This window comes from Nocardia bovistercoris (assembly GCF_015674855.1).
In the GTDB taxonomy this organism is placed as follows: Bacteria; Actinomycetota; Actinomycetes; order Mycobacteriales; family Mycobacteriaceae; genus Nocardia; species Nocardia bovistercoris.
In genome coordinates, this window is the sequence record NZ_JADMLG010000016.1 from 15,991 (window position 1) to 34,178 (window position 18,188).

Annotated in this window: 16 protein-coding genes; 9 read left to right on the forward strand and 7 right to left on the reverse strand. The window is 68.6% G+C overall.

Annotated elements, in window-relative coordinates:
* The first annotated feature begins 10 nt into the window (after positions 1-10).
* Together IT779_RS30090 and IT779_RS30095 are read left to right on the forward strand one after the other, a co-directional pair.
* Positions 11-2,122 carry an ATP-binding cassette domain-containing protein gene (locus IT779_RS30090; protein WP_196152849.1) on the forward strand — a complete coding sequence of 704 codons (2,112 nt, stop codon included), beginning with the start codon at positions 11-13 and terminating at the stop codon, positions 2,120-2,122.
* A 255-nt stretch (positions 2,123-2,377) separates the two neighbouring features.
* Positions 2,378-3,538, forward strand: a complete 1,161-nt coding sequence (locus IT779_RS30095) for a YhgE/Pip domain-containing protein (protein ID WP_196152850.1) — start codon at positions 2,378-2,380, stop codon at positions 3,536-3,538.
* A 63-nt stretch (positions 3,539-3,601) separates the two neighbouring features.
* Here the strand turns inward: IT779_RS30095 and IT779_RS30100 are convergent, their stop codons facing one another.
* The 4 genes from IT779_RS30100 to pdxH form a co-directional block, all read right to left on the reverse strand.
* Entirely contained in the window at positions 3,602-3,961 is a 360-nt protein-coding gene (locus tag IT779_RS30100) for an FKBP-type peptidyl-prolyl cis-trans isomerase (protein WP_196152851.1), read from the reverse strand.
* Positions 3,962-4,001: 40 nt separating this feature from the next.
* Positions 4,002-5,306: a citrate synthase gene (locus IT779_RS30105; RefSeq protein ID WP_196152852.1), complete on the reverse strand. Its 1,305-nt coding sequence runs from the start codon at positions 5,304-5,306 to the stop codon at positions 4,002-4,004.
* Between the two features lie 196 nt (positions 5,307-5,502).
* Complete coding sequence (locus IT779_RS30110) at positions 5,503-6,813, reverse strand: MFS transporter (RefSeq protein ID WP_196152853.1); 1,311 nt, start codon at positions 6,811-6,813, stop codon at positions 5,503-5,505.
* 350 nt (positions 6,814-7,163) lie between these two features.
* Positions 7,164-7,892: a pyridoxamine 5'-phosphate oxidase gene (gene pdxH, locus IT779_RS30115; protein WP_196152854.1), complete on the reverse strand. Its 729-nt coding sequence runs from the start codon at positions 7,890-7,892 to the stop codon at positions 7,164-7,166.
* Between the two features lie 112 nt (positions 7,893-8,004).
* On the opposite strand from pdxH, the gene IT779_RS30120 reads away from it, so the two are divergent.
* Both IT779_RS30120 and IT779_RS30125 read left to right on the forward strand, forming a co-directional pair.
* Positions 8,005-9,153, forward strand: a complete 1,149-nt coding sequence (locus IT779_RS30120) for a citrate synthase 2 (protein ID WP_196152855.1) — start codon at positions 8,005-8,007, stop codon at positions 9,151-9,153.
* A 316-nt stretch (positions 9,154-9,469) separates the two neighbouring features.
* Entirely contained in the window at positions 9,470-10,432 is a 963-nt protein-coding gene (locus tag IT779_RS30125) for a polysaccharide deacetylase family protein (RefSeq protein WP_232542253.1), read from the forward strand.
* Positions 10,433-10,584: 152 nt separating this feature from the next.
* Here IT779_RS30125 and IT779_RS30130 read toward each other — a convergent pair whose 3' ends face one another.
* The gene (locus tag IT779_RS30130) at positions 10,585-11,280 is read right to left on the reverse strand and encodes a hypothetical protein (RefSeq protein WP_232542254.1); all 696 of its coding nucleotides are present in this window, start codon (positions 11,278-11,280) and stop codon (positions 10,585-10,587) included.
* Between the two features lie 389 nt (positions 11,281-11,669).
* On the opposite strand from IT779_RS30130, the gene serC reads away from it, so the two are divergent.
* The 3 genes from serC to IT779_RS30145 all read left to right on the forward strand — a co-directional run bounded on the left by serC (position 11,670) and on the right by IT779_RS30145 (position 15,240).
* Positions 11,670-12,794: a phosphoserine transaminase gene (serC, locus tag IT779_RS30135; protein WP_196152856.1), complete on the forward strand. Its 1,125-nt coding sequence runs from the start codon at positions 11,670-11,672 to the stop codon at positions 12,792-12,794.
* A 289-nt stretch (positions 12,795-13,083) separates the two neighbouring features.
* Complete coding sequence (gene sepH, locus IT779_RS30140) at positions 13,084-14,118, forward strand: septation protein SepH (RefSeq protein ID WP_196152857.1); 1,035 nt, start codon at positions 13,084-13,086, stop codon at positions 14,116-14,118.
* Between the two features lie 366 nt (positions 14,119-14,484).
* Complete coding sequence (locus IT779_RS30145; protein WP_196152858.1) at positions 14,485-15,240, forward strand: DUF6928 family protein; 756 nt, start codon at positions 14,485-14,487, stop codon at positions 15,238-15,240.
* Between the two features lie 6 nt (positions 15,241-15,246).
* Here the strand turns inward: IT779_RS30145 and IT779_RS30150 are convergent, their stop codons facing one another.
* Positions 15,247-15,555 (reverse strand): DUF2537 domain-containing protein, encoded by a 309-nt coding sequence (locus tag IT779_RS30150; RefSeq protein ID WP_196152859.1) that lies wholly within the window; start codon positions 15,553-15,555, stop codon positions 15,247-15,249.
* Entirely contained in the window at positions 15,548-16,357 is an 810-nt protein-coding gene (locus IT779_RS30155) for a TrmH family RNA methyltransferase (RefSeq protein ID WP_196152860.1), read from the reverse strand. The genes IT779_RS30150 and IT779_RS30155 overlap by 8 nt, the downstream gene beginning before the upstream one ends.
* A gap of 99 nt (positions 16,358-16,456) precedes the next feature.
* Between IT779_RS30155 and IT779_RS30160 the strand changes: the two genes are divergently transcribed.
* Both IT779_RS30160 and IT779_RS30165 read left to right on the forward strand, forming a co-directional pair.
* Positions 16,457-17,665, forward strand: coding sequence for a GNAT family N-acetyltransferase (locus tag IT779_RS30160; protein WP_196152861.1), 1,209 nt, complete (start codon positions 16,457-16,459; stop codon positions 17,663-17,665).
* An 83-nt stretch (positions 17,666-17,748) separates the two neighbouring features.
* Positions 17,749-18,159: a YccF domain-containing protein gene (locus IT779_RS30165; protein ID WP_196152862.1), complete on the forward strand. Its 411-nt coding sequence runs from the start codon at positions 17,749-17,751 to the stop codon at positions 18,157-18,159.
* The last annotated feature ends 29 nt before the right edge of the window (positions 18,160-18,188 follow it).

The following is an 18,188-nucleotide window of genomic DNA, read 5'->3' on the forward strand; positions in this document are numbered from 1 at the left end:
CCGATAACCCATGCAACTCATCAGATTCCTCCTCTCGATCTCGCGTGTACGAATCGCAGGCGTCGTCGCCACCGGCCTGGTGGCGGGCGCCGCCAACACCTACCTGGTCACACTCATCAACAGTGTGGTCGCCCCGGAGCCGCGCCCCAACGACCTGCTGCCACGGTTCGCCCTCACCGGAATCGTACTTCTGGTGAGTGGCCTGATCTCCCAGATCCTACTGATCCGGCTGGCCCAGGACGCGATCCTGCGACTGCGTTCCGACCTCAGCGCCGGTGTGGTCTCGGCGCCGCTCGAACACCTCGAGCGGCTCGGCGCGCACCGTCTCATCGCGACACTCACCGAGGATGTCCGCTCGCTGTCCCAAGCGGTGACGGCCATCCCGGCGATCTGCATCGACGTGGCGACCATCGTCGGCTGCTTCGTCTTCCTCGCGATCCTGTCCGGCCTGGTCTTCGCGATCACCGTGGCGGGCACCCTCATCGGCATCTGCTGTGTCGAACTGTTCCTGCGGCGCGTCCGGTCCATCTACCACCGGGCGCGCGAGAACGAGGACCTGCTGCTGAACTCCTTCCAGGCCGTGACACTCGGCATCAAGGAACTCAAACTGCACCGAGGCAGGCGCAAGGACTTCATGGAACGCCACCTCATCGGATCGGCGCGCACCCTGCGCGACCAGAACGTCGACGCGGGTTCCAAGTTCTCGGTGGCGCAAAGCCTCGGCCAGGTCCTCCAGCTCGCCACCATGGCGCTGATCCTGTTCGGCATCGCCAAGGCGATCGATCTGCCCCGCGACGTCGTGGTCGGCTACGTGCTGGTCACCACCTTCCTTGCCATGCCGATGCAGAACTTCATGCACCGGCTGCCCGACCTGGTGCGCGGTGACGTCGCGCTGGCGAAGATCCGCGCCATGAACCTGTCCATGGAGACCCAGCACAACGAGGACGAACTGCCCTTCAGTGACCGGCCGGCCGCGAGCGACGCACGGCTCGAATTAGCCGGGGTCACCTACGCTTACGCGGGCGAAATCCCGCCGCCGTTCCCCGTCGGGCCCGGTGGTCCGCCGCCCGGTGGCGGACGTCCCGGTCCGGAGTCGGGTGACGAAAGTCCGAATCCGGCGCGCGGCGGGTACGCGGGCCCGGTATCGGGCGGCGGAAATCCCGAAGCAGCACGGGGCGGCGAGCACTCGGGCCATGCGTCCGGCGCCGAATATCCCCATCCATCGGGTGGCGGCGAGTACCCCGGTCCCGAAGGGGCCGATCCGGCACACGGCGGCGAGCATCCCCATCCGACGCCGCGCGGCGAACACCGGCACGGACATCCCGCCGGACCGCCGCCCCGCGGACCGCACCGGCGTCACGCCGGACCGCCGCCGCGCGGTGCGCACCACCGACCGCCGCCGGGAGCAGGGCCGGGTGGACGCCCGGATGTCAACGGCCGCAAGCGACTCGACCACGGCGCGAGCGAACACCGTCCCGCTCCGGTCGGCGCGCCGACCGCGACCGACGACGGCTCCGGGTTCACCCTCGGCCCGATCGACCTGGTTCTCGAACCGGGCCAGATCACCTTCATCGTCGGCGGCAACGGCAGCGGCAAATCGACACTGGCCAAACTCATCACGGGCCTGTACGTGCCGAAGGACGGTGCGGTGGCGCTGAACGGCGAGCGGATCGATCACGAGAACATCGAATGGTTCCGGCAGAACTCGTCGGCCGTGTTCACCGACTTCCACCTTTTCGAGGACTATCTCGGCTTCGACGAGCCCGGACTCGACGATAAGGTGCGCCACTACCTGGAGCAATTGCAGATCGCGCACAAAGTCACCGTGCGGAACGGGAAACTGTCCACCGTCGCGTTGTCCCAAGGTCAGCGCAAGCGCCTCGCACTGCTCACCGCGCTGCTCGAAGACCGGCAGATCTACGTCTTCGACGAATGGGCCGCCGACCAGGAACCGCGCTTCCGCGAGGTGTTCTACGGCGAGATCCTCACCGACCTGAAACGACGCGGAAAGACCGTCATCGTGATCACCCACGACGACCGCTATTTCGACCGCGCCGACCAACTGGTGAAACTGGAATTCGGACAGATAACCGCGGCCACCGACGCCATAGTCGCCGGCTAGTTGTGTTTATTTGCGTCGCCTTCGGCGCCGCGGGTTCGCGGCCCTTTGGGTCTCGCGTCCCAGCGTTCGATACTCGCGCCTCGGCGCATTGTCTCGAACGCTGGGGCGCGGGACGGCCGCGAACCTTGTCGGTATTGCCGGACTGGCGGGGCTGGATTCCTCAGGTCGACTGCGCTTCTCGTGTGTGCGCGGCCCTCATCGAATTCTCAGAGGATCCCCAAGGTTGGGGCTGAAACAGCACCATAGGGTGCTGGCGTGATCGCAAAATACGCCCTCGGCGCCTTGTTCGCCACCGCGCTGGTCGGCGTCGGAGCCGGACTCACCGGGTGCGCAGGCAACAGCGCGCCCTCGGGAATCGCGCTGGTGAACGCCGATACCGGCCCGACCGGTGCACGCATCGTCGCGGGATTGGAACAGGACGGCGGCGGATACGACTGGACCATGGTCGCCCCCGGCGAGGCCGACCCCGACGACTACGCGGCGGTGATCACCCTGCCCACCGATCTCACCGCGGCCATGAGCACCCTCGCGGGCCCGAACCCGCAGCGCGCCAAGGTAACCGTCACCACACACACCGACGCCGACCCCGACCTGGTGCACGGCGCGACCGGCGCGGTCACCCACCGCATCGGCGCTGCGGGCGTCGACGCCGCCCTGGCCGCGGTGACCCAAGCCCGAAGCCAACTCACCGGTGTGCAGTTCACCGCCCAACTACTCGGCGCGGGCGTCAACGCCGCCGCGGCGGGCGCCGATCAATTCAGCGGCGGCGCCCAACAACTCCTCGACTTCCTGAACTTCGCCAAAGCGGGCTCCGCCCAACTGACCTCGGCCATCGCGGTATTGAACCAGACGGTCGACGGCGCCGCCGCCCAAGCGAATCAACTTGCGGCAGCCCTTGATTCGACCGGCGTAACCATCGCGCAGGTACAACAGACCGCAGGCACGGTGAGCACCGGCCTCGACCGCATACTCCCGCTGCTACGCGCCCTCCCCTTCGCAAGCGACCCGACCCTGGCCGACATCATCACCAAACTCGAAGGACTACGCGAAGTCTCAGGCCGAGCAGGCAGCCAACTCGACGGACTCGACCTCCTCGTAGGCGGTGCGATCGACCCGAACACCGACCTCGGCACCCTCCTGCGCACAGTGGTCGGCCGCCTCCAAGGCGCGAGCGCTCAACTGGCGGAAGGCGCGAAACTCGCCGAAGGGCTCCCCCAACTGGCCGATACCGGCGGCGCCCAACTCGTGGACGCCATAAGCCAACTCACCGGCGGCGTGACCCAACTCCAAACAATCGTCGCCAATCTGAACACCCAAACCGGCAAAGCCGTGGAATCCCTCCCCCTGCACAGCTCGAACCAACAATCCGCGATAGCTCTCGCGCTCACCGACCCGGTCGAAATCGTCAGGGAGTGAGAATCTTCCGCGAACGGCGACGGTCCGCACCCGAAGCAGGGCGCGGACCGTCGAGTGTGGTTCTCAGTTCACATTCAGCAGGTCGATCACGAAGACCAAGGTCTTTCCCGACAGCGGGTGCCCACCACCCGTTGGCCCGTACGCCAGCTCCGGCGGAATGGTCAGCTGTCGCCGCCCGCCCACCTTCATCCCGGGAATACCGTCCTGCCACCCCTGGATCAGCCCGCGCAACGGAAAGCTGATCGCCTCCCCGCGGCTCCATGACGAGTCGAATTCCTCACCGGAGTCGAATTCGACGCCGACATAGTGCACCTCGACAGTGCCGCCGGCCACGGCTTCCGCACCCTCGCCCACGATCACGTCTTTGATCACGAGATCCTCGGGCGCAGGCCCCGCCTGGAATTCGATTTCCGGCTTCGTCATTCGGTCATACCCCTTCGTAGGTGTTGGTGTGCGTATTCGGTCAGCGACCGTCGATGTCAGCGTAGTCCCGCGCACCGTAACCGGTGTAGATCTGTCGCGGCCGCCCGATCTTGATCGGCTCGGTGTGCATTTCCCGCCAGTGCGCGATCCACCCGGGCAGCCTGCCCATCGCGAACAGCACGGTGAACATCCGAGTCGGGAAGCCCATGGCTTTGTAGACGACGCCGGTGTAGAAGTCGACGTTCGGGTACAGCTTGCGCGAGACGAAGTATTCGTCGGTGAGCGCGGCCTCTTCGAGCGCTTGCGCGATGTCGAACAGTTCGTCGTGCCCGCCGAGTTTGCCGAGGATGGCGTCGGCGTGTTTCTTGGCGATGGCGGCGCGCGGGTCGTAGTTGCGGTAGACGCGGTGTCCGAAGCCCATGAGCTTCACGCCGTCTTCCTTGTTCTTGACCTTGCGGATGAATTCCTTGACGTCGCCGCCCTGGGCTTTGATGTCGTCGAGCATTTCCAGCACGGCCTGGTTGGCGCCGCCGTGCAGCGGGCCCCACAGCGCGTTGATGCCGCCGGATACCGAGGTGAACAGGTTGGCGTCGGAGGAGCCGACGAGCCGCACCGTGGAGGTCGAGCAGTTCTGTTCGTGGTCGGCGTGCAGGATCAGCAGCATGTCGAGGGCCGCGGCGACTTCGGGGTCGACCTGGTAGGGCTCGGCGGGGAAGCCGAAGGTCATGCGCAGGAAGTTCTCGACCAGGCTGAGCGAGTTGTCGGGGTAGAGGAACGGCTGACCGACGGACTTCTTGTAGGAGTAGGCCGCGATGGTCGGCAGTTTCGCCAGCAGTCGGATGGTGGAGAGTTCGACCTGTTCGGGGTCGCGCGGGTCGAGCGAGTCCTGGTAGTAGGCCGACAGGGCGTTGACGGCGGAGGACAGCACCGGCATGGGGTGCGCGTTGCGCGGGAAGCCGTCGAAGAACCGCTTGAGGTCTTCGTGCAGCAGGGTGTGCCTGCGGATGCGGTCGGTGAAGTCGTCGAGCTGGGCCTGGGTGGGGAGTTCGCCGTAGATGAGCAGGTAGCTGACCTCGATGAAGGTCGAGGAGGACGCCAACTGGTCGATCGGGTAGCCCCGGTACCGCAGGATGCCCTCGTCACCGTCGATGTAGGTGATGGCCGACTTGGTCGGCGCGGTGTTCATGAAACCGGGGTCGTAGGTCACGTACCCGGTGCTCGCCAGCATTTTGCCGAGGTCGACGCCGGAATTGCCTTCCGAGGCCTCCGTGATCGTCATGGCGTATTCGCCACCGGGGAAGCTAAGTACCGGTTTGGCGTCGTTGATCTTGTCGTTCTCGGGCACAGCAGGATCCCTCTCAGGCTAGGACCGTCGGCATCGAAGTGCGGTCGGCACGGCGGTGCGATTACCTAGACGCTAGTCGCTGTCCACGCGGCACGCCCACGAGGGTGCCCGCCGCCGGACCTCACAATCGCGCTTTCGTCACGTGAGTATCGCCCGGATTCGCGGCCGCCGCCGGACACGCGGATGCGGTGCGCCGTCACGCCTTCCGCGCGGCGGTCTCGGGCTCGTCGGTCGACGGTTCGGCACCGACGCGGGCCACGGTGTAGCGGACGAACGACGGGAATGCCAGCGCGGCGATGACCACGCCGATGACGACGAGAACGCCACCACCCGCCGAGGCCACGGCGGTACCCAGGCTCGCCGCGGCGAAACCGTGGGCAACATCACCGATGCGAGGGCCGCCCGCCACGATCACGATGAACACACCCTGCAGGCGCCCGCGCATCTCATCGGTGGCGACCGTCTGCAACATCGCCACCCGCAGCGCCGCCGACACCATGTCGACCGCGCCGCCGAAGGCCGAGAACGCCAGCGCCAGCCACAGCCCGAGACCGACGCCGAGACCGTGCCCGGTGCAGCCGACGGCGAGGCCGAACCCCACCATCGCCAAGCCCCACAGCACGATGCACACGACCACGGAGAGCCCCTGCCTGCGCACGGTCGATATCCACCCGGAGAACACGCCGCCGAGCACCGCACCCGCCGACATGGACGCGAACAGCAGGCCGAGTGCGACGCCGCCGGTCGCGGGATCGCCGAAGGTCTCGTGCGCGATCTGCGGGAACAGCGCGCGCGGCATCCCGAACACCATCGCGATCATGTCGACCACGAAGGAGGCGAGCAGGACGCGCTGGGTCGCAAGATAGGCGAATCCGTCGAGCACCGAACGGAATCCGGCCGTTCGCGCGGGCCCGGCGGGCGGGATGGGCGGCAGTTTCCACACCGCCCACAGGGTCGCGAGCAACGCGATCGCGTCGAGCAGATAGAGCGTGGACAGCCCGACCACCGGGATAAGCACACCGGCGAGCACCGGTCCCGCGATGGCGCCGAACTGCTGCACGGTCATGCTCAGCGCGCTCGCGGCGGCGAGGTGTTCGGCGGGGATCAGGCGCGGGATGGCGGCGTTGCGGGTCGGCTGGTTCACCGCGAACAGGGCCTGCTGGACGGCGAAAAGGATCAGCACGACCCACACGTCGTCGAGTCCGGCGGCGGCCTGGGCCCAGAAGGCAACGGCCGTCAGCCCGGTGCCGAGATTGGTGATCAACATGAGCTTGCGCCGGTCCATGGCGTCGGCGAGCGCGCCGCCCCACAGCCCGAACACGATCAGCGGGACCAGGCCGAACAGCCCGGCCAGACCCACGTATCCGGAGCTGCCGGTGATCTGGAAGATCTGCTGCGGCACCGCGACCACCGCCAGCTGCGAGCCGATGACGGTGACGATGTTGCTCGTCCACAGCCGTCGGAATGCCGGATAACGCAGCGGGGTCGTATCGGCAAGCAGTTTCACCGGCGGGAGCGTAGTGAATCCGCTCCGAGCGCGACAGCGTTTAAATCCTCGCCCCGGCGCTCGGCCGCGTGTGCTTCATCACTGCGAGGCTCGACACCACGGCGTCTGCATCGGCACGGCATGTCGGTCCCTGGCCTGTCACCGCAGCGCGGACTCGACGGTGGCGGGCCTCGTCACGGTGGCGGGCCTCGTCACGGTGGCGGCCTCGTCACGGTGGCGACGGCGTCACTGCGGCGACGCCGTCGGCTTCACCAGGCCCGGCGGTGGCGACTGCGACGGCGTCGGAACGATCATCGTGACGCCGCGTGGGACTTCTCACGTCGCGAGTGCCTACTCGGTCACGATCGGGCTCACGGCTGCAAGCGCTCGACGATCCGACCGCCGTCGACGGTCCGTACCCGGACGCGATTGTGGAGCCTGCCGCGTCTGCCCTGCCAGAACTCCACCTCGTCGGGGCGCAGCAGGTAGCCGCCCCAATGCGGGGGCACGGGGATCTCGGCGACGTCGGCGAAACGCTCGGTGGTGGCGGTGAGCGCGGCGTCGAGTTCGGCGCGGGAGCCGATCGGGCTCGACTGGCGCGATGCCCACGCGCCGAGTTGCGAGTCGCGCGGGCGCGAGCGCCAGTAGATCGCGGTGACCTCGGGCGACACCCGATCGACCGGGCCGCGCAGGTGCACCTGGCGGCCGAGCGCCGACCACAGGAAGGTGGCCGCCGCGAACGGGACCTCGGCCAGTTGGCCGCCCTTGGCCGAATCGTAATTCGTGTAAAAAGTCACACCTTCCGGCGAGAGCCCTTTACACAGCACCGTCCGCGCGACCGGTCGCGGCGTGCCGCTCGCCTGCGACACGGTGGCGAGCACCATCGCGTTCGGCTCCGCGATACCGACTGCGGTCGCCTGCTCGATCCAGTGCCGAAGCAGCGGCTCCCAGCCGCCTGCGAGCCACGTCTCGTCCAGATCGGTGTCGTCACCGCTGCCGAAATGGGCGGCGCCGTAGTCGACGCGCATCGCCGCGAGGTCGGCCGGAACAGAGTATTCCTCGGCGCCCCGATCGAGATGTGAATTGTGCAGGTCACGCATAGCCCAGACGTTACTCCGCGGTAGCAGGGGGCTAAGGTTTTGTTGATCGGCATGTGCTCACCGGCACCGGCGGCGAGAACCATGCGACCCGAAGTGCAAGGAGAGTCACACCATGACTACCAGCCCCGCGGTTTCCGACGGTCGAGCCGTCGTACCGAGCGATTTCGTCAGCGGCCTCGAGGGTGTGGTGGCCTTCACCACCGATATCGCCGAACCGGACAAGGACGGCGGTGCGCTGCGCTACCGCGGCGTCGACATCGAAGATCTGGTACTGGGCCGGGTGACCTTCGGCGACGTGTGGGCGCTGCTGGTCGACGGAGAGTTCGGGCACGGCCTGCCCCCGGCCGAACCGTTCCCCTTACCCGTGCACACCGGCGACGTGCGCGTCGACGTGCAGGCAGGCCTCGCCATGCTCGCCCCGATCTGGGGCTACCAGCCGCTGCTGGACATCGACGACGCCACCGCCCGCGAGAACCTCGCCCGCGCCTCGGTCATGGCGCTGTCCTACGTGGCCCAGTCCGCGCGCGGCATCTACCAGCCCGCGGTGCCGCAGAAGAAGATCGACGAATGCGCCACCGTCACCGAGCGGTTCATGACCCGCTGGAAGGGTGACCCAGACCCTAAGCACACCGAGGCCATCGACGCCTACTGGGTCTCCGCCGCCGAACACGGCATGAACGCCTCCACCTTCACCGCCAGGGTCATCGCCTCCACCGGCGCCGACGTCGCGGCCTCGCTGTCCGGCGCGATCGGCGCCATGTCGGGTCCGCTGCACGGCGGCGCGCCCGCCCGCGTGCTCCCGATGATCGAGGAGGTCGAGCAGACCGGTGACGCTCGCGCGCTGGTCAAGGGCATCCTCGACCGCAAGGAGAAGCTGATGGGCTTCGGGCACCGGGTGTACCGGGCCGAGGACCCGCGCGCCCGCGTGCTGCGCGCCACCGCCGAACGCCTCGGCGCGCCGCGATACGAGGTGGCCGCCGCGCTGGAACAGGCCGCGCTCGCCGAGTTGCGGGAACGTCGCCCGGATCGTGCCATCGAGACCAATGTCGAGTTCTGGGCCGCGGTCATCCTCGACTTCGCCGAGGTGCCCGCGCATATGATGCCCGCCATGTTCACCTGCGGCCGGACCGCGGGCTGGTGCGCGCACATCCTCGAGCAGAAGCAGCTGGGCAAACTGGTGCGCCCCGCCGCCATCTACACCGGTCCCGGCCCGCGCAAGCCCGAGGATGTCACGGGCTGGGTGAACGTAACCCACTCCTGATCTCCCCGCGCGAGCCGCGTCACTGCGCCCGGTGACCAGTTCGTACGCCTCGACTTACTGATCCCAACGCGAGCCGCGTCACTCGTGGCACGGCGAGCGCGGCGACGCCGATCTCGATCCTCCCGCGCGAGCCGGGTCACTCGCGGTGCCGCGGCGCCGCAGGTGACCCGGCTCGCGCCGTTCGCGGGAGTGTTCGCGCCGGGTTTGCTTCTTCCGCATGCCATTCGTTCACTCGCGCGTCGACCGAGGTTGTCCTACAGGGTGATTCGGCGCGCGTACCATCCGCTCGATTCACTGCGGCGAGGCGGGGCGGGACATGGCGGACAAGAGTATTTCGCGACGACGGTTGTTCGGTGTCGCCGCCATGGCGGGACTGGCCGTTGCCTGCTCCGAACCGGTGCGCGCGGACGGGCCGGCGACAGCTCCGGTCACCACCGCTTCGGGTCCGATCTCCACTGCACCGAACCGGGTCACCGCCGCGCCGAGCCAGGTCACCGCCGTACCGGGCGCGGTCTCCCCGCTGCCGGGCACAGCTGCCGCCGCGCCGGGGGTGGCCGCGCCGATCTCCGCGCCGTTGCGCGCGCCGCTCCCGCTGCCCGCCGCGGTCGCGGGGCAGCACGAAGGTGCGGCGCCGCGCCTGTGGGGCACGCAGATGCCGGGCATCGTCGACTCCTTCGCCGCGAACGGCGACCAGATCGCGCTGACCCTCGACGCCTGCGGCGGCGCGGGCAACAACGACATGGATCAGGATCTGATCGATTTCCTGATCGCCGAGCGCATCCCTTGCACGCTGTTCCTGAACAAGCGGTGGATCGACGCCGACCCGGCGCGGGTGCTGCGGCTGGCGGGCAATCCGCTGTTCGAGCTGGCCAATCACGGTGTCGCGCATCGGCCGTTGTCGGTGAACGGGCGCTCCGCCTACGGAATCGCGGGCACCGCGTCGGCGTGGGAGGCCGCCGACGAGGTGTGGGTGAATCATCTGCGGCTCGCCGAGTTGACCGGGGTGCCGCCGCGGCTGTTCCGCGCGGGCACCGCGCATTACGACGAGGTGGCCGTCGCCATCGCCACCGAACTCGGCGAGACACCGATCGGGTTCAGCGTGAACGCCGATCGCGGTGCGACCGCGAGCGCCGCGCAGGTGGCGGCCACCGTGTCCGCCGCGTGGCCGGGTTCGATCACACTGGCGCACATGCACCGGCCGCGTTCGGGCACCGGTCCCGGCATGGTGACCGCGCTGACGGCATTGCGGCAGCGCGGTTTCACCTTCGTCCGCCTCTGATTCGCGCGGGGTATCCGACCGTGCCGACAGCAGCGTAACGGCGCGCCTTCATGCGCCTCCGATTTCACGCGGCGATATCCGACCGCACCGACGGCAGCGTGACAGCGCGCCTTCACCTGCGTGCGTCCCTGATTTCACGCGGCGGGGATCGGTCAATCCTCGCCGAGCGACGCCGCCCAGTCGACGGCTACCGAATCGCCGCGGTCGACGGTGAAGAAGGCGGCCTCGAGGTGTTTGCCCAAATCCACGAGTCCGATGGCGGACAGTGGCACCGTCTGTACCAGACGGACGCGCCACGGGGTCGGCTCGTCCCAGGACCGCAGTTCCAGGTCGAGCCGGAACACCGGGTCGCCGCGGCCGGAATAGTCGGCGGCGACCGGTGTGGCGGCCAGCACCGTCGCGTCGGCGCGGCGACCGTCGGACAGGATCTTGGCGATGCTCGCCCGCGTCGACTCCTCGGCGTCGGGCACGTAGAGCACAAGGCGGTCGGGGTCGTCGGGGTCGATCCGACAGCAGACCACGTCACCGGGTTGTATCCAGTCCAGGCTCGCTTCGCGCAGCCGCTGCTCGACCCTGGTGTCGTAGGGCAGTTGTCCCTCGACCCCGACACGTACCCAGAACAGATGTCCGGGTTCGCCGCGCCGGTCACCGAGTCCGAAGACCGCGGTCGACGACCTGCGCATGCCGAGGATCGTCGCGACGCCCTCGACACCGTGTAGCAGCAGTTCGCGCCGCGCCGCACCGGACAGCACGCCGGTGCGCTGCACCGGATTCCGCACTCGCGCGCGCCGCCCCGAACCCGCCGTCGCGGTATTCGAGTCCGCACCTCGCCCACCCACCTGATCCATGGGCAACAACGGTAGGGCCGGTTGTGGTCTGAGACACAGTGATCGCGTATTCCGGAAACCGCCCGTACGCGCGGGTTGCGGCGCGGAAACCGGCTCGCGGACGAGTGGAGCGCGTAACCATTACGACACCCGATGCACGCACGGATGCGTTTTCACCTGTGAGAACAAACACAGCCGCGACCGGGCTTCGACCCGCGCACGCGCCGCGTCGCCGTACGGCGCACGACCGGCAAACGCACGGCGCGAACCGAAGACGCTGGCAACGGCGGTGCTCTCTGCACCGCGCGCAATAAGCGGTCACGCGAGAAGACATCGCATTAAGGCAAATATCTCGCAACCCCGCGCCCCCGCGGGGGCCGAGGGGCCGGGCACGTCTTACCCTGGTGCCCATGACCACTGCGTTCCCGACGATTCCCGACGATCTCAAACCCGCCGACGGCAGGTTCGGATGCGGCCCTTCCAAGGTGCGCCCGGAGCAGTTGCGGTCCCTGGTCGATGTCGGCTCCTCGGTGTTCGGCACCTCCCATCGGCAGAAGCCGGTCAAAGACGTGGTCGCGCGGGTGCGTTCGGGTCTGCGCGAACTGTTCTCGCTGCCGGAGGGCTACGAGGTGGTGCTCGGCAACGGCGGCACCACCGCCTTCTGGGACGCCGCGGCGTTCGGCCTCATCCGCGAGCGCTCGCTGCACCTCACCAACGGTGAGTTCTCCAGCAAGTTCGCCTCCGTCGCCAAGGGCAATCCGTTCATCGGCGACCCCATCGTCGTCGCCTCGGAGCCGGGCAGCGCACCCGAGCCGGTCGCCGACCCGTCGGCCGACCTCATCGGCTGGGCGCACAACGAGACCTCGACCGGCGTCGCGATTCCGGTACAGCGCCCCGCGGGTTCGGAGCACGCGCTCGTCGCCATCGACGCCACCTCCGGCGCGGGCGGCCTCCCGGTGCACATCGCCGACGCCGACGTGTACTACTTCGCGCCGCAGAAATGCTTCGCCGCCGACGGCGGGCTGTGGATCGCGCTGATGAGCCCGGCCGCGCTGGCACGGGTCGAGGAGATCAAGTCCTCGGGACGCTGGACCCCGGAATTCCTCTCGCTGCCGGTCGCCATCGACAACAGTGTCAAGGACCAGACCTACAACACCCCGGCGCTGGCCACCCTGCTGCTTTTCGCCGACCAGATCGAATGGCTCAACGGCAACGGCGGTCTGGACTGGGCGGTCAAGCGCACGCTGGATTCCTCGTCGCGCCTGTATTCCTGGGCCGAGTCCAGCGAATACGCCACCCCGTACGTCACCGATCCCGCGCATCGCTCGCAGGTCGTCGGCACCGTCGATTTCGCGGATTCGGTGGACGCGGCGGCGGTGGCGAAGGTGCTGCGCGCCAATGGCATCGTCGACACCGAGCCGTACCGCAAACTCGGCCGCAACCAGTTGCGCATCGGCATGTTCCCGGCGATCGACCCCGAGGATGTCAGCCAGTTGATCCGCAGTATCGATTGGGTCGTCGAGAAACTGTCGTAATTCCCCAGCTATCTCCGGGCCGCGGCGATGGCTTCCGGATTCGGCCCGCACGGGTTCGAGTTCGCGGAGCGTCGTTCGCGGCCCGGCCGCTTACCGTGCCGAATACCAAACGGTTGCTACGGAAGCGAATTCGCCGGTGTCGAACCGGAAACGAACAGAGCAGATTAGCGGTTGTGACGGTCATCGGGCAGATTTTCGGCCCGCGTGTCTTGCCCCGAGATCATCGACTGTGCACTACTGTTGCGAAACAGTGGGCAGTGTCGCGAGTCGACGCGATAAGGAGGTAGTGGTGCGTGAACTTCGAGTGATCGGGGTGACGCCCGACTCCGCCCACATCGTGTGCATCGATACCGAGTCCGGAACAAAGTTCCGGTTGCCCGCCGACGACAAACTTCGAGCCGCGGCCCGCGGAGACCTAGCACGATTCGGCCAGATCGAAATCGAAATGGAAGCAACCATGCGTCCTCGCGATATTCAGGCCCGTATCCGCGCCGGTGCGTCCGTCGAGCAGGTCACCGAGGAATCCGGCATGCCGTCGAGCCGGGTCGAACGCTTCGCCTACCCGGTGCTGCTCGAACGCGCTCGCGCCGCCGAATTGGCACAGAAGGCGCATCCGGTGCGCGCCGACGGTCCCGCGGTGGAAACGCTGATCGATATCGTCACCGCGGCCTTCACCGAGCGCGGGCACACGCTCGAGAACGCCGAATGGGATGCCTGGAAGGACGAGAAGGGCTTCTGGGTCGCCCAGTTGCAGTGGCAGAACGGGCGTTCCGAGATCGCCGCGCACTGGCGCTACCAGCCCGACGCGCACGGCGGTTCGGTGTCACCGCTCGACGATCCCGCCTCGGATCTGATCGATCCCGATTTCGGTCGCGCGCTGCGCGGACTCGCCACCATTCTGCCCGCGCAGTCCGAACTCGAGGCCGAGCCTGCGCCGGAACCCCAGGTCGAAGCTCCGCGCCCGCCTCGGGAGAGCACCGCACCGGCGCGTCCGGCCGCGCGGGCTCCGCAGCAGGAGCCGCAGGAAGCTTACGAACAGCGCGCGGTGGCGGCGGGTGGCGGTGCGCCCGCGCCGATTCCGCCCGCGAGCGGCGCCGCGGCCGCGACCGGTGGTTCGGCGGCCGCGATCCCCGCGGCGAGCGCGAACCAGACCGCGCAGCCACCGGCGGCGAGCACCGCGCCCGCGGCCCCATCGGCCGAGGAGCCCGGCAAGTCTGCCGCCCCGAAGACCACGCCCGCCAAGACCGCACGCACCAAGCGCGGCAAGGCGCCCATGCCCTCGTGGGAGGATGTGCTGCTCGGGGTCCGCAGCTCCGGGCACTGAGCCCGACCCGGCTCGTCGGCCGTGCGGCAGTGTGAGATTGGACCCGTCCCGACTCCGGCCGTGCCTTCGATCTCGATCCACCGGTCGCGGTTATCGAGTTCCGTTGTGGTCGAGCGCTTCCCACAGCATCGGATACGTCGTTAGCTGAACGAGTACCAGCCTCGCCGATCCGCCCGGCCGGTCGAGAATCCTCGCGATGTCCCGCGCCCGGCTTAGCTCCGCGAACAGCATCGGGAGTGTAGATTTTCGGTATGTCGTCGGCACAGACGTCGGCATCGGGTGGTTCTCGCGATGGGACTTGTCCGACATTCGAGAGTTGCCCGAAGTTAGCGCAATCCTGTCGCGCACATTCGGGAGGTGCCGGAAATGCTGTCCAAAGCCTCGACCCTCTGGTACATCGACACATCCGATCCACTGGCGGTGCTGCGCGCCGACCCCGATCCCGACCCGGATGCCGCGTTGGCGTTGGCCACCCAACTGCACGCCGACCGCGATGTCGTCCCGATCATGGTCGGTACACTCGGCGGCTGCGCCGGACCGGACACCGAGGAGGTCTACATCGGCTGCTATCCCGGTGTCACCGTGGTGTGCTCGCCCAGCGCGGCCCAGGTGCGCCCAACCGCGCTGCCGGAACTGCTGGTCCGGCCACTCGCCTCCGATCACACCTACCTCGTCGCCTTCGACACCGCCTACGGCTGGGGTTCGTTCGCGCATTGGGAGCGCGGCGAATTCCGCCGGTCCTTCAGCGCCACCCGGGTGCGCATCCTGGAGGACGAGGGCCTGCCGCTGGTGTGGGAACGCCCGTACTGGGCCGGTGAGCATCCGGTGACCTGGGCCGAGCACGAGACGCCCGACCCGCAGACGCTGCCCTTCGACCCGCCCGACTTCGCCGACGCGGCCAACAACGAATGGCTCGGCTTCCACTATCGCGCGCAGCCCGCGCGGCAAGCGCTCGTCCCCGGCGACGTCGCGGTGTGCGGATTCACCCTCTACCCGAAGGGCCGCGCGCCCGACCACGTCGCGCCCGTCCCGCTGAACGAGAACGACCCGACCGCCGCCATGGCGCACCGGCGCGGACTGTTCGGCTGGTGGCGCAGGCCGCACCACGACCCGGTGTCGTGACTCCCGCTACAGCGACGCGAGCCCGGTGATCACCAGCACCACCCACGCCGTCGCGATACCGGCGACGACGCCGCCGATCACCCACCGCAGCACCGGGGTCGCGCGCCATCGCCACAGGGTCGGCGCGATGCCGCTCACGGCGATCAGGTTGACCGCGATCGTCAACGTCGGATGCACCCTGGTGAGCGCGATCCCGAACACGTAGACGGCCACGGCGGTCAACACGCCGACGATCACCGACACCGTGAGGCCCGGCGCCCACGGCGTCGGCTCCCGAGGGTCGGGATATGCCCGGTGAGCCGACTCGTCACCCACGATCGCACCTCACTCGTTCGTAGAAGGCCATGGCCGCCGCCGTCGCCACGTTCAGCGAGTCGGTGCCCGGCGTCATCGGGATGCGCGCCCTGACATCGGCGGCCGCCATCGCGCGCTCGGTCAGCCCAGGCCCCTCGGCTCCGAGCAGCAGCGCGACCCGCTCGCCCGTCATCGCGGCCGCCAGATGCGCGGCCGACGGGTCGGGGGTGAGCGCGACGAGCTGGAAACCCCGGTCCCGCAGCAGGTCGAGGCCGTCCGGCCAAGCGGGCAGGTGGGCGAACGGCACCCGGAGCACATGCCCCATCGACACCCGCACCGCGCGCCGATACAGCGGGTCGGCGCAGCGCTCGCCGAACAGGATCGCGTCGGCGCCGAGTCCGGCGGCGTTGCGGAAGATCGACCCCAGATTCTCGTGATCGTTGACGCCCTCGAGCACCGCGACCGTACGCGCCTCGCGCAGCAATTCGGCGACGGCGAGTTCGGCGGGGCGCGGCGCGACCGCGAGCACCCCTCGGTTCAGGTGGAAGCCGACCACCTCGGCCATCACCTCGGCGCTCGCGCGGTAGTAGGGCACGTCGACCCCGGCCAGATCCGCGGCGAGCTGCCCGTAGCGCTTGTCGACGCCGAGCAGCGCGCTCGGGCGGAACCGGGACTCCAGCATCCGCTGCACGACCACGACGCCCTCGGCGATCACCGAGCCCTTGCGACCGGGCAGGTCCGGTCTGCGGTCGGCGTCGGACAGATCGCGGAAGTCGTCGACCCTCCCGTCCGCGGGGTCCTCGATATCGATCACTGCGGCCACCGCACCATCCTGCCGGTCCGGTGCGACAGTGCGACGCGGCAGGTCCCGGCGCGGGAAAATGAGCTGCGCGGGCCCGCGGCGACATGCGATCGTCGTGGCATGACTCTGGTCCCCGGAATCACCATTCGCACGGCCACCGAGGACGACGCGGCGGGTATCGGACTGCTGCTGTCCACCTCGTTCGGGTTCGGGTACGAGCCGCCGGGCGCCGATCCGAGAGAACCGGTATTTCCCAAGGGCGGCAAGCTCGTCGCGCTCGACGGTCAGCGGATCGTCGGCCACACCAATTCGATGACCATGACGCTGACGGTGTCTTCCGGTCGCACGGTCGAGGCGTGCGGCATCTCCGGTGTCGGCGTGGCGCCGACCCATCGGCGGCGCGGCATCCTGCGCGCCATGTACATCGAGCAGCACCGGCGCATCGAGGCCGAAGCGCTGCCGCTGACGATCTTCACCGCGAGCCGCGCCACCATCTACAGTCGTTTCGGGTACGGCCCGGCCACCGTCCTCGACCAGGTGGTCATCGACCGCCGCTTCGCCGAATTCCACGCGGACGCGCCCGATCCCGGCGGTGTGTCGGTGGAGGCGCCCGGCGATGTCGGCGCGGAGATCGAGCGGATCTACGACCGCTGGCGGCGCGGGACGCCCGGTGCGCAGGCGCGGCCGAAGTCGGGGTGGGCCGAGCTGTTCTTCGACCACAGCGCTTGGCGCGGCGGCGGGTCGAGCCTGTTCGCGCTGCTGCACGCCGACGGATACGCGCTGTACCGGTATCAGCCGCGCGAGGGACGCCGGATCGACGTGCGGGTCGTCGAATTCCGCGCCGTGACCGACGACGCGCACGCGGCGCTGTGGCGGGCGCTACTCGGCCTGGACCTGGTCACCGAGATCGAAGCGGAACTCACCGACAACGATCCGCTCCCCTACCTGCTCACCGATTGCAGGCTCGTGCGCACCCGTGGTCGCTACGACGGGTGCTGGCTGCGCGTGATGGACGTGCCCGCCGCTCTCACCGCCCGCGACTACGCCCGCGATCTCGAGGTGGTGCTCGGCGTCACCGACCCGTTCCGCGCGGCGGGCGGCGCGTTCGCGCTCACCGTGCGCGGCGGCGCGGCCGAATGCGTGCCGACCGATCGCGAACCGGAGGTCACCCTCGACATCGACGTGCTCGGGAGCCTGTACCTCGGCGCGCACCGGGCGGAACCCTTCGCGGCGGCCGGACGCCTGCGCGCGAAGTCCGCCGAGCCGGTCCGCGCGCTCACCGAGGCGTTCGCATCGGCTCGCGACCCCGAACTCGGCTGGTTCTTCTGAGCGGTGTGTGGAACACCAGTGGGTGGTGAGACGTTGCGGTTTCGACATCGACCGGTAGCGTGATTTCGCCGTAGGGTGGTGGCATGAAGCCGATCCAGTTGATTCTCAACATACTGTGGCTGATTTTCGCGGGATTCTGGATGGCGATCGGTTACATCGTCGCGGGCATCGTCTGCTTCCTGCTGTTCTTCCTGGTCGTGCCCATTCCGTTCGGCATCGCTTCGTTCCGAATCGCGGCTTACGTGCTGTGGCCGTTCGGGCGCACGACAGTCGACAAGCCGGGCGCGGGCACCGGGTCGATGCTCGGCAACATCATCTGGTTCCTCGTCGCGGGCTGGTGGCTGGCGCTCGGCCACCTGTTCACCAGCATTCCGCTGTTCATCTCGATCATCGGAATCCCGTTCGGGTGGGCGAATCTCAAGTTCATCCCGCTGTCGCTGTTCCCGCTCGGGAAAGACATCGTCGATACGGACGAGGCGTTCGGGACGCATTGAACCCGCACCGGATTCGGCCGGGCCACCCG

Bases quoted from the DNA above. Each gene is read 5' to 3' on its own strand.
- IT779_RS30090 (WP_196152849.1), top strand. From the start codon at position 11: ATGCAACTCATCAGATTCCTCCTCTCGATCTCGCGTGTACGAATCGCA.
- IT779_RS30100 (WP_196152851.1), bottom strand. From the start codon at position 3,961: ATGACGAAGCCGGAAATCGAATTCCAGGCGGGGCCTGCGCCCGAGGAT.
- pdxH (WP_196152854.1), bottom strand. From the start codon at position 7,892: ATGCGTGACCTGCACAATTCACATCTCGATCGGGGCGCCGAGGAATAC.
- IT779_RS30120 (WP_196152855.1), top strand. From the start codon at position 8,005: ATGACTACCAGCCCCGCGGTTTCCGACGGTCGAGCCGTCGTACCGAGC.
- IT779_RS30125 (WP_232542253.1), top strand. From the start codon at position 9,470: ATGGCGGACAAGAGTATTTCGCGACGACGGTTGTTCGGTGTCGCCGCC.
- IT779_RS30130 (WP_232542254.1), bottom strand. From the start codon at position 11,280: ATGGATCAGGTGGGTGGGCGAGGTGCGGACTCGAATACCGCGACGGCG.
- serC (WP_196152856.1), top strand. From the start codon at position 11,670: ATGACCACTGCGTTCCCGACGATTCCCGACGATCTCAAACCCGCCGAC.
- IT779_RS30145 (WP_196152858.1), top strand. From the start codon at position 14,485: ATGCTGTCCAAAGCCTCGACCCTCTGGTACATCGACACATCCGATCCA.
- IT779_RS30160 (WP_196152861.1), top strand. From the start codon at position 16,457: ATGACTCTGGTCCCCGGAATCACCATTCGCACGGCCACCGAGGACGAC.
- IT779_RS30165 (WP_196152862.1), top strand. From the start codon at position 17,749: ATGAAGCCGATCCAGTTGATTCTCAACATACTGTGGCTGATTTTCGCG.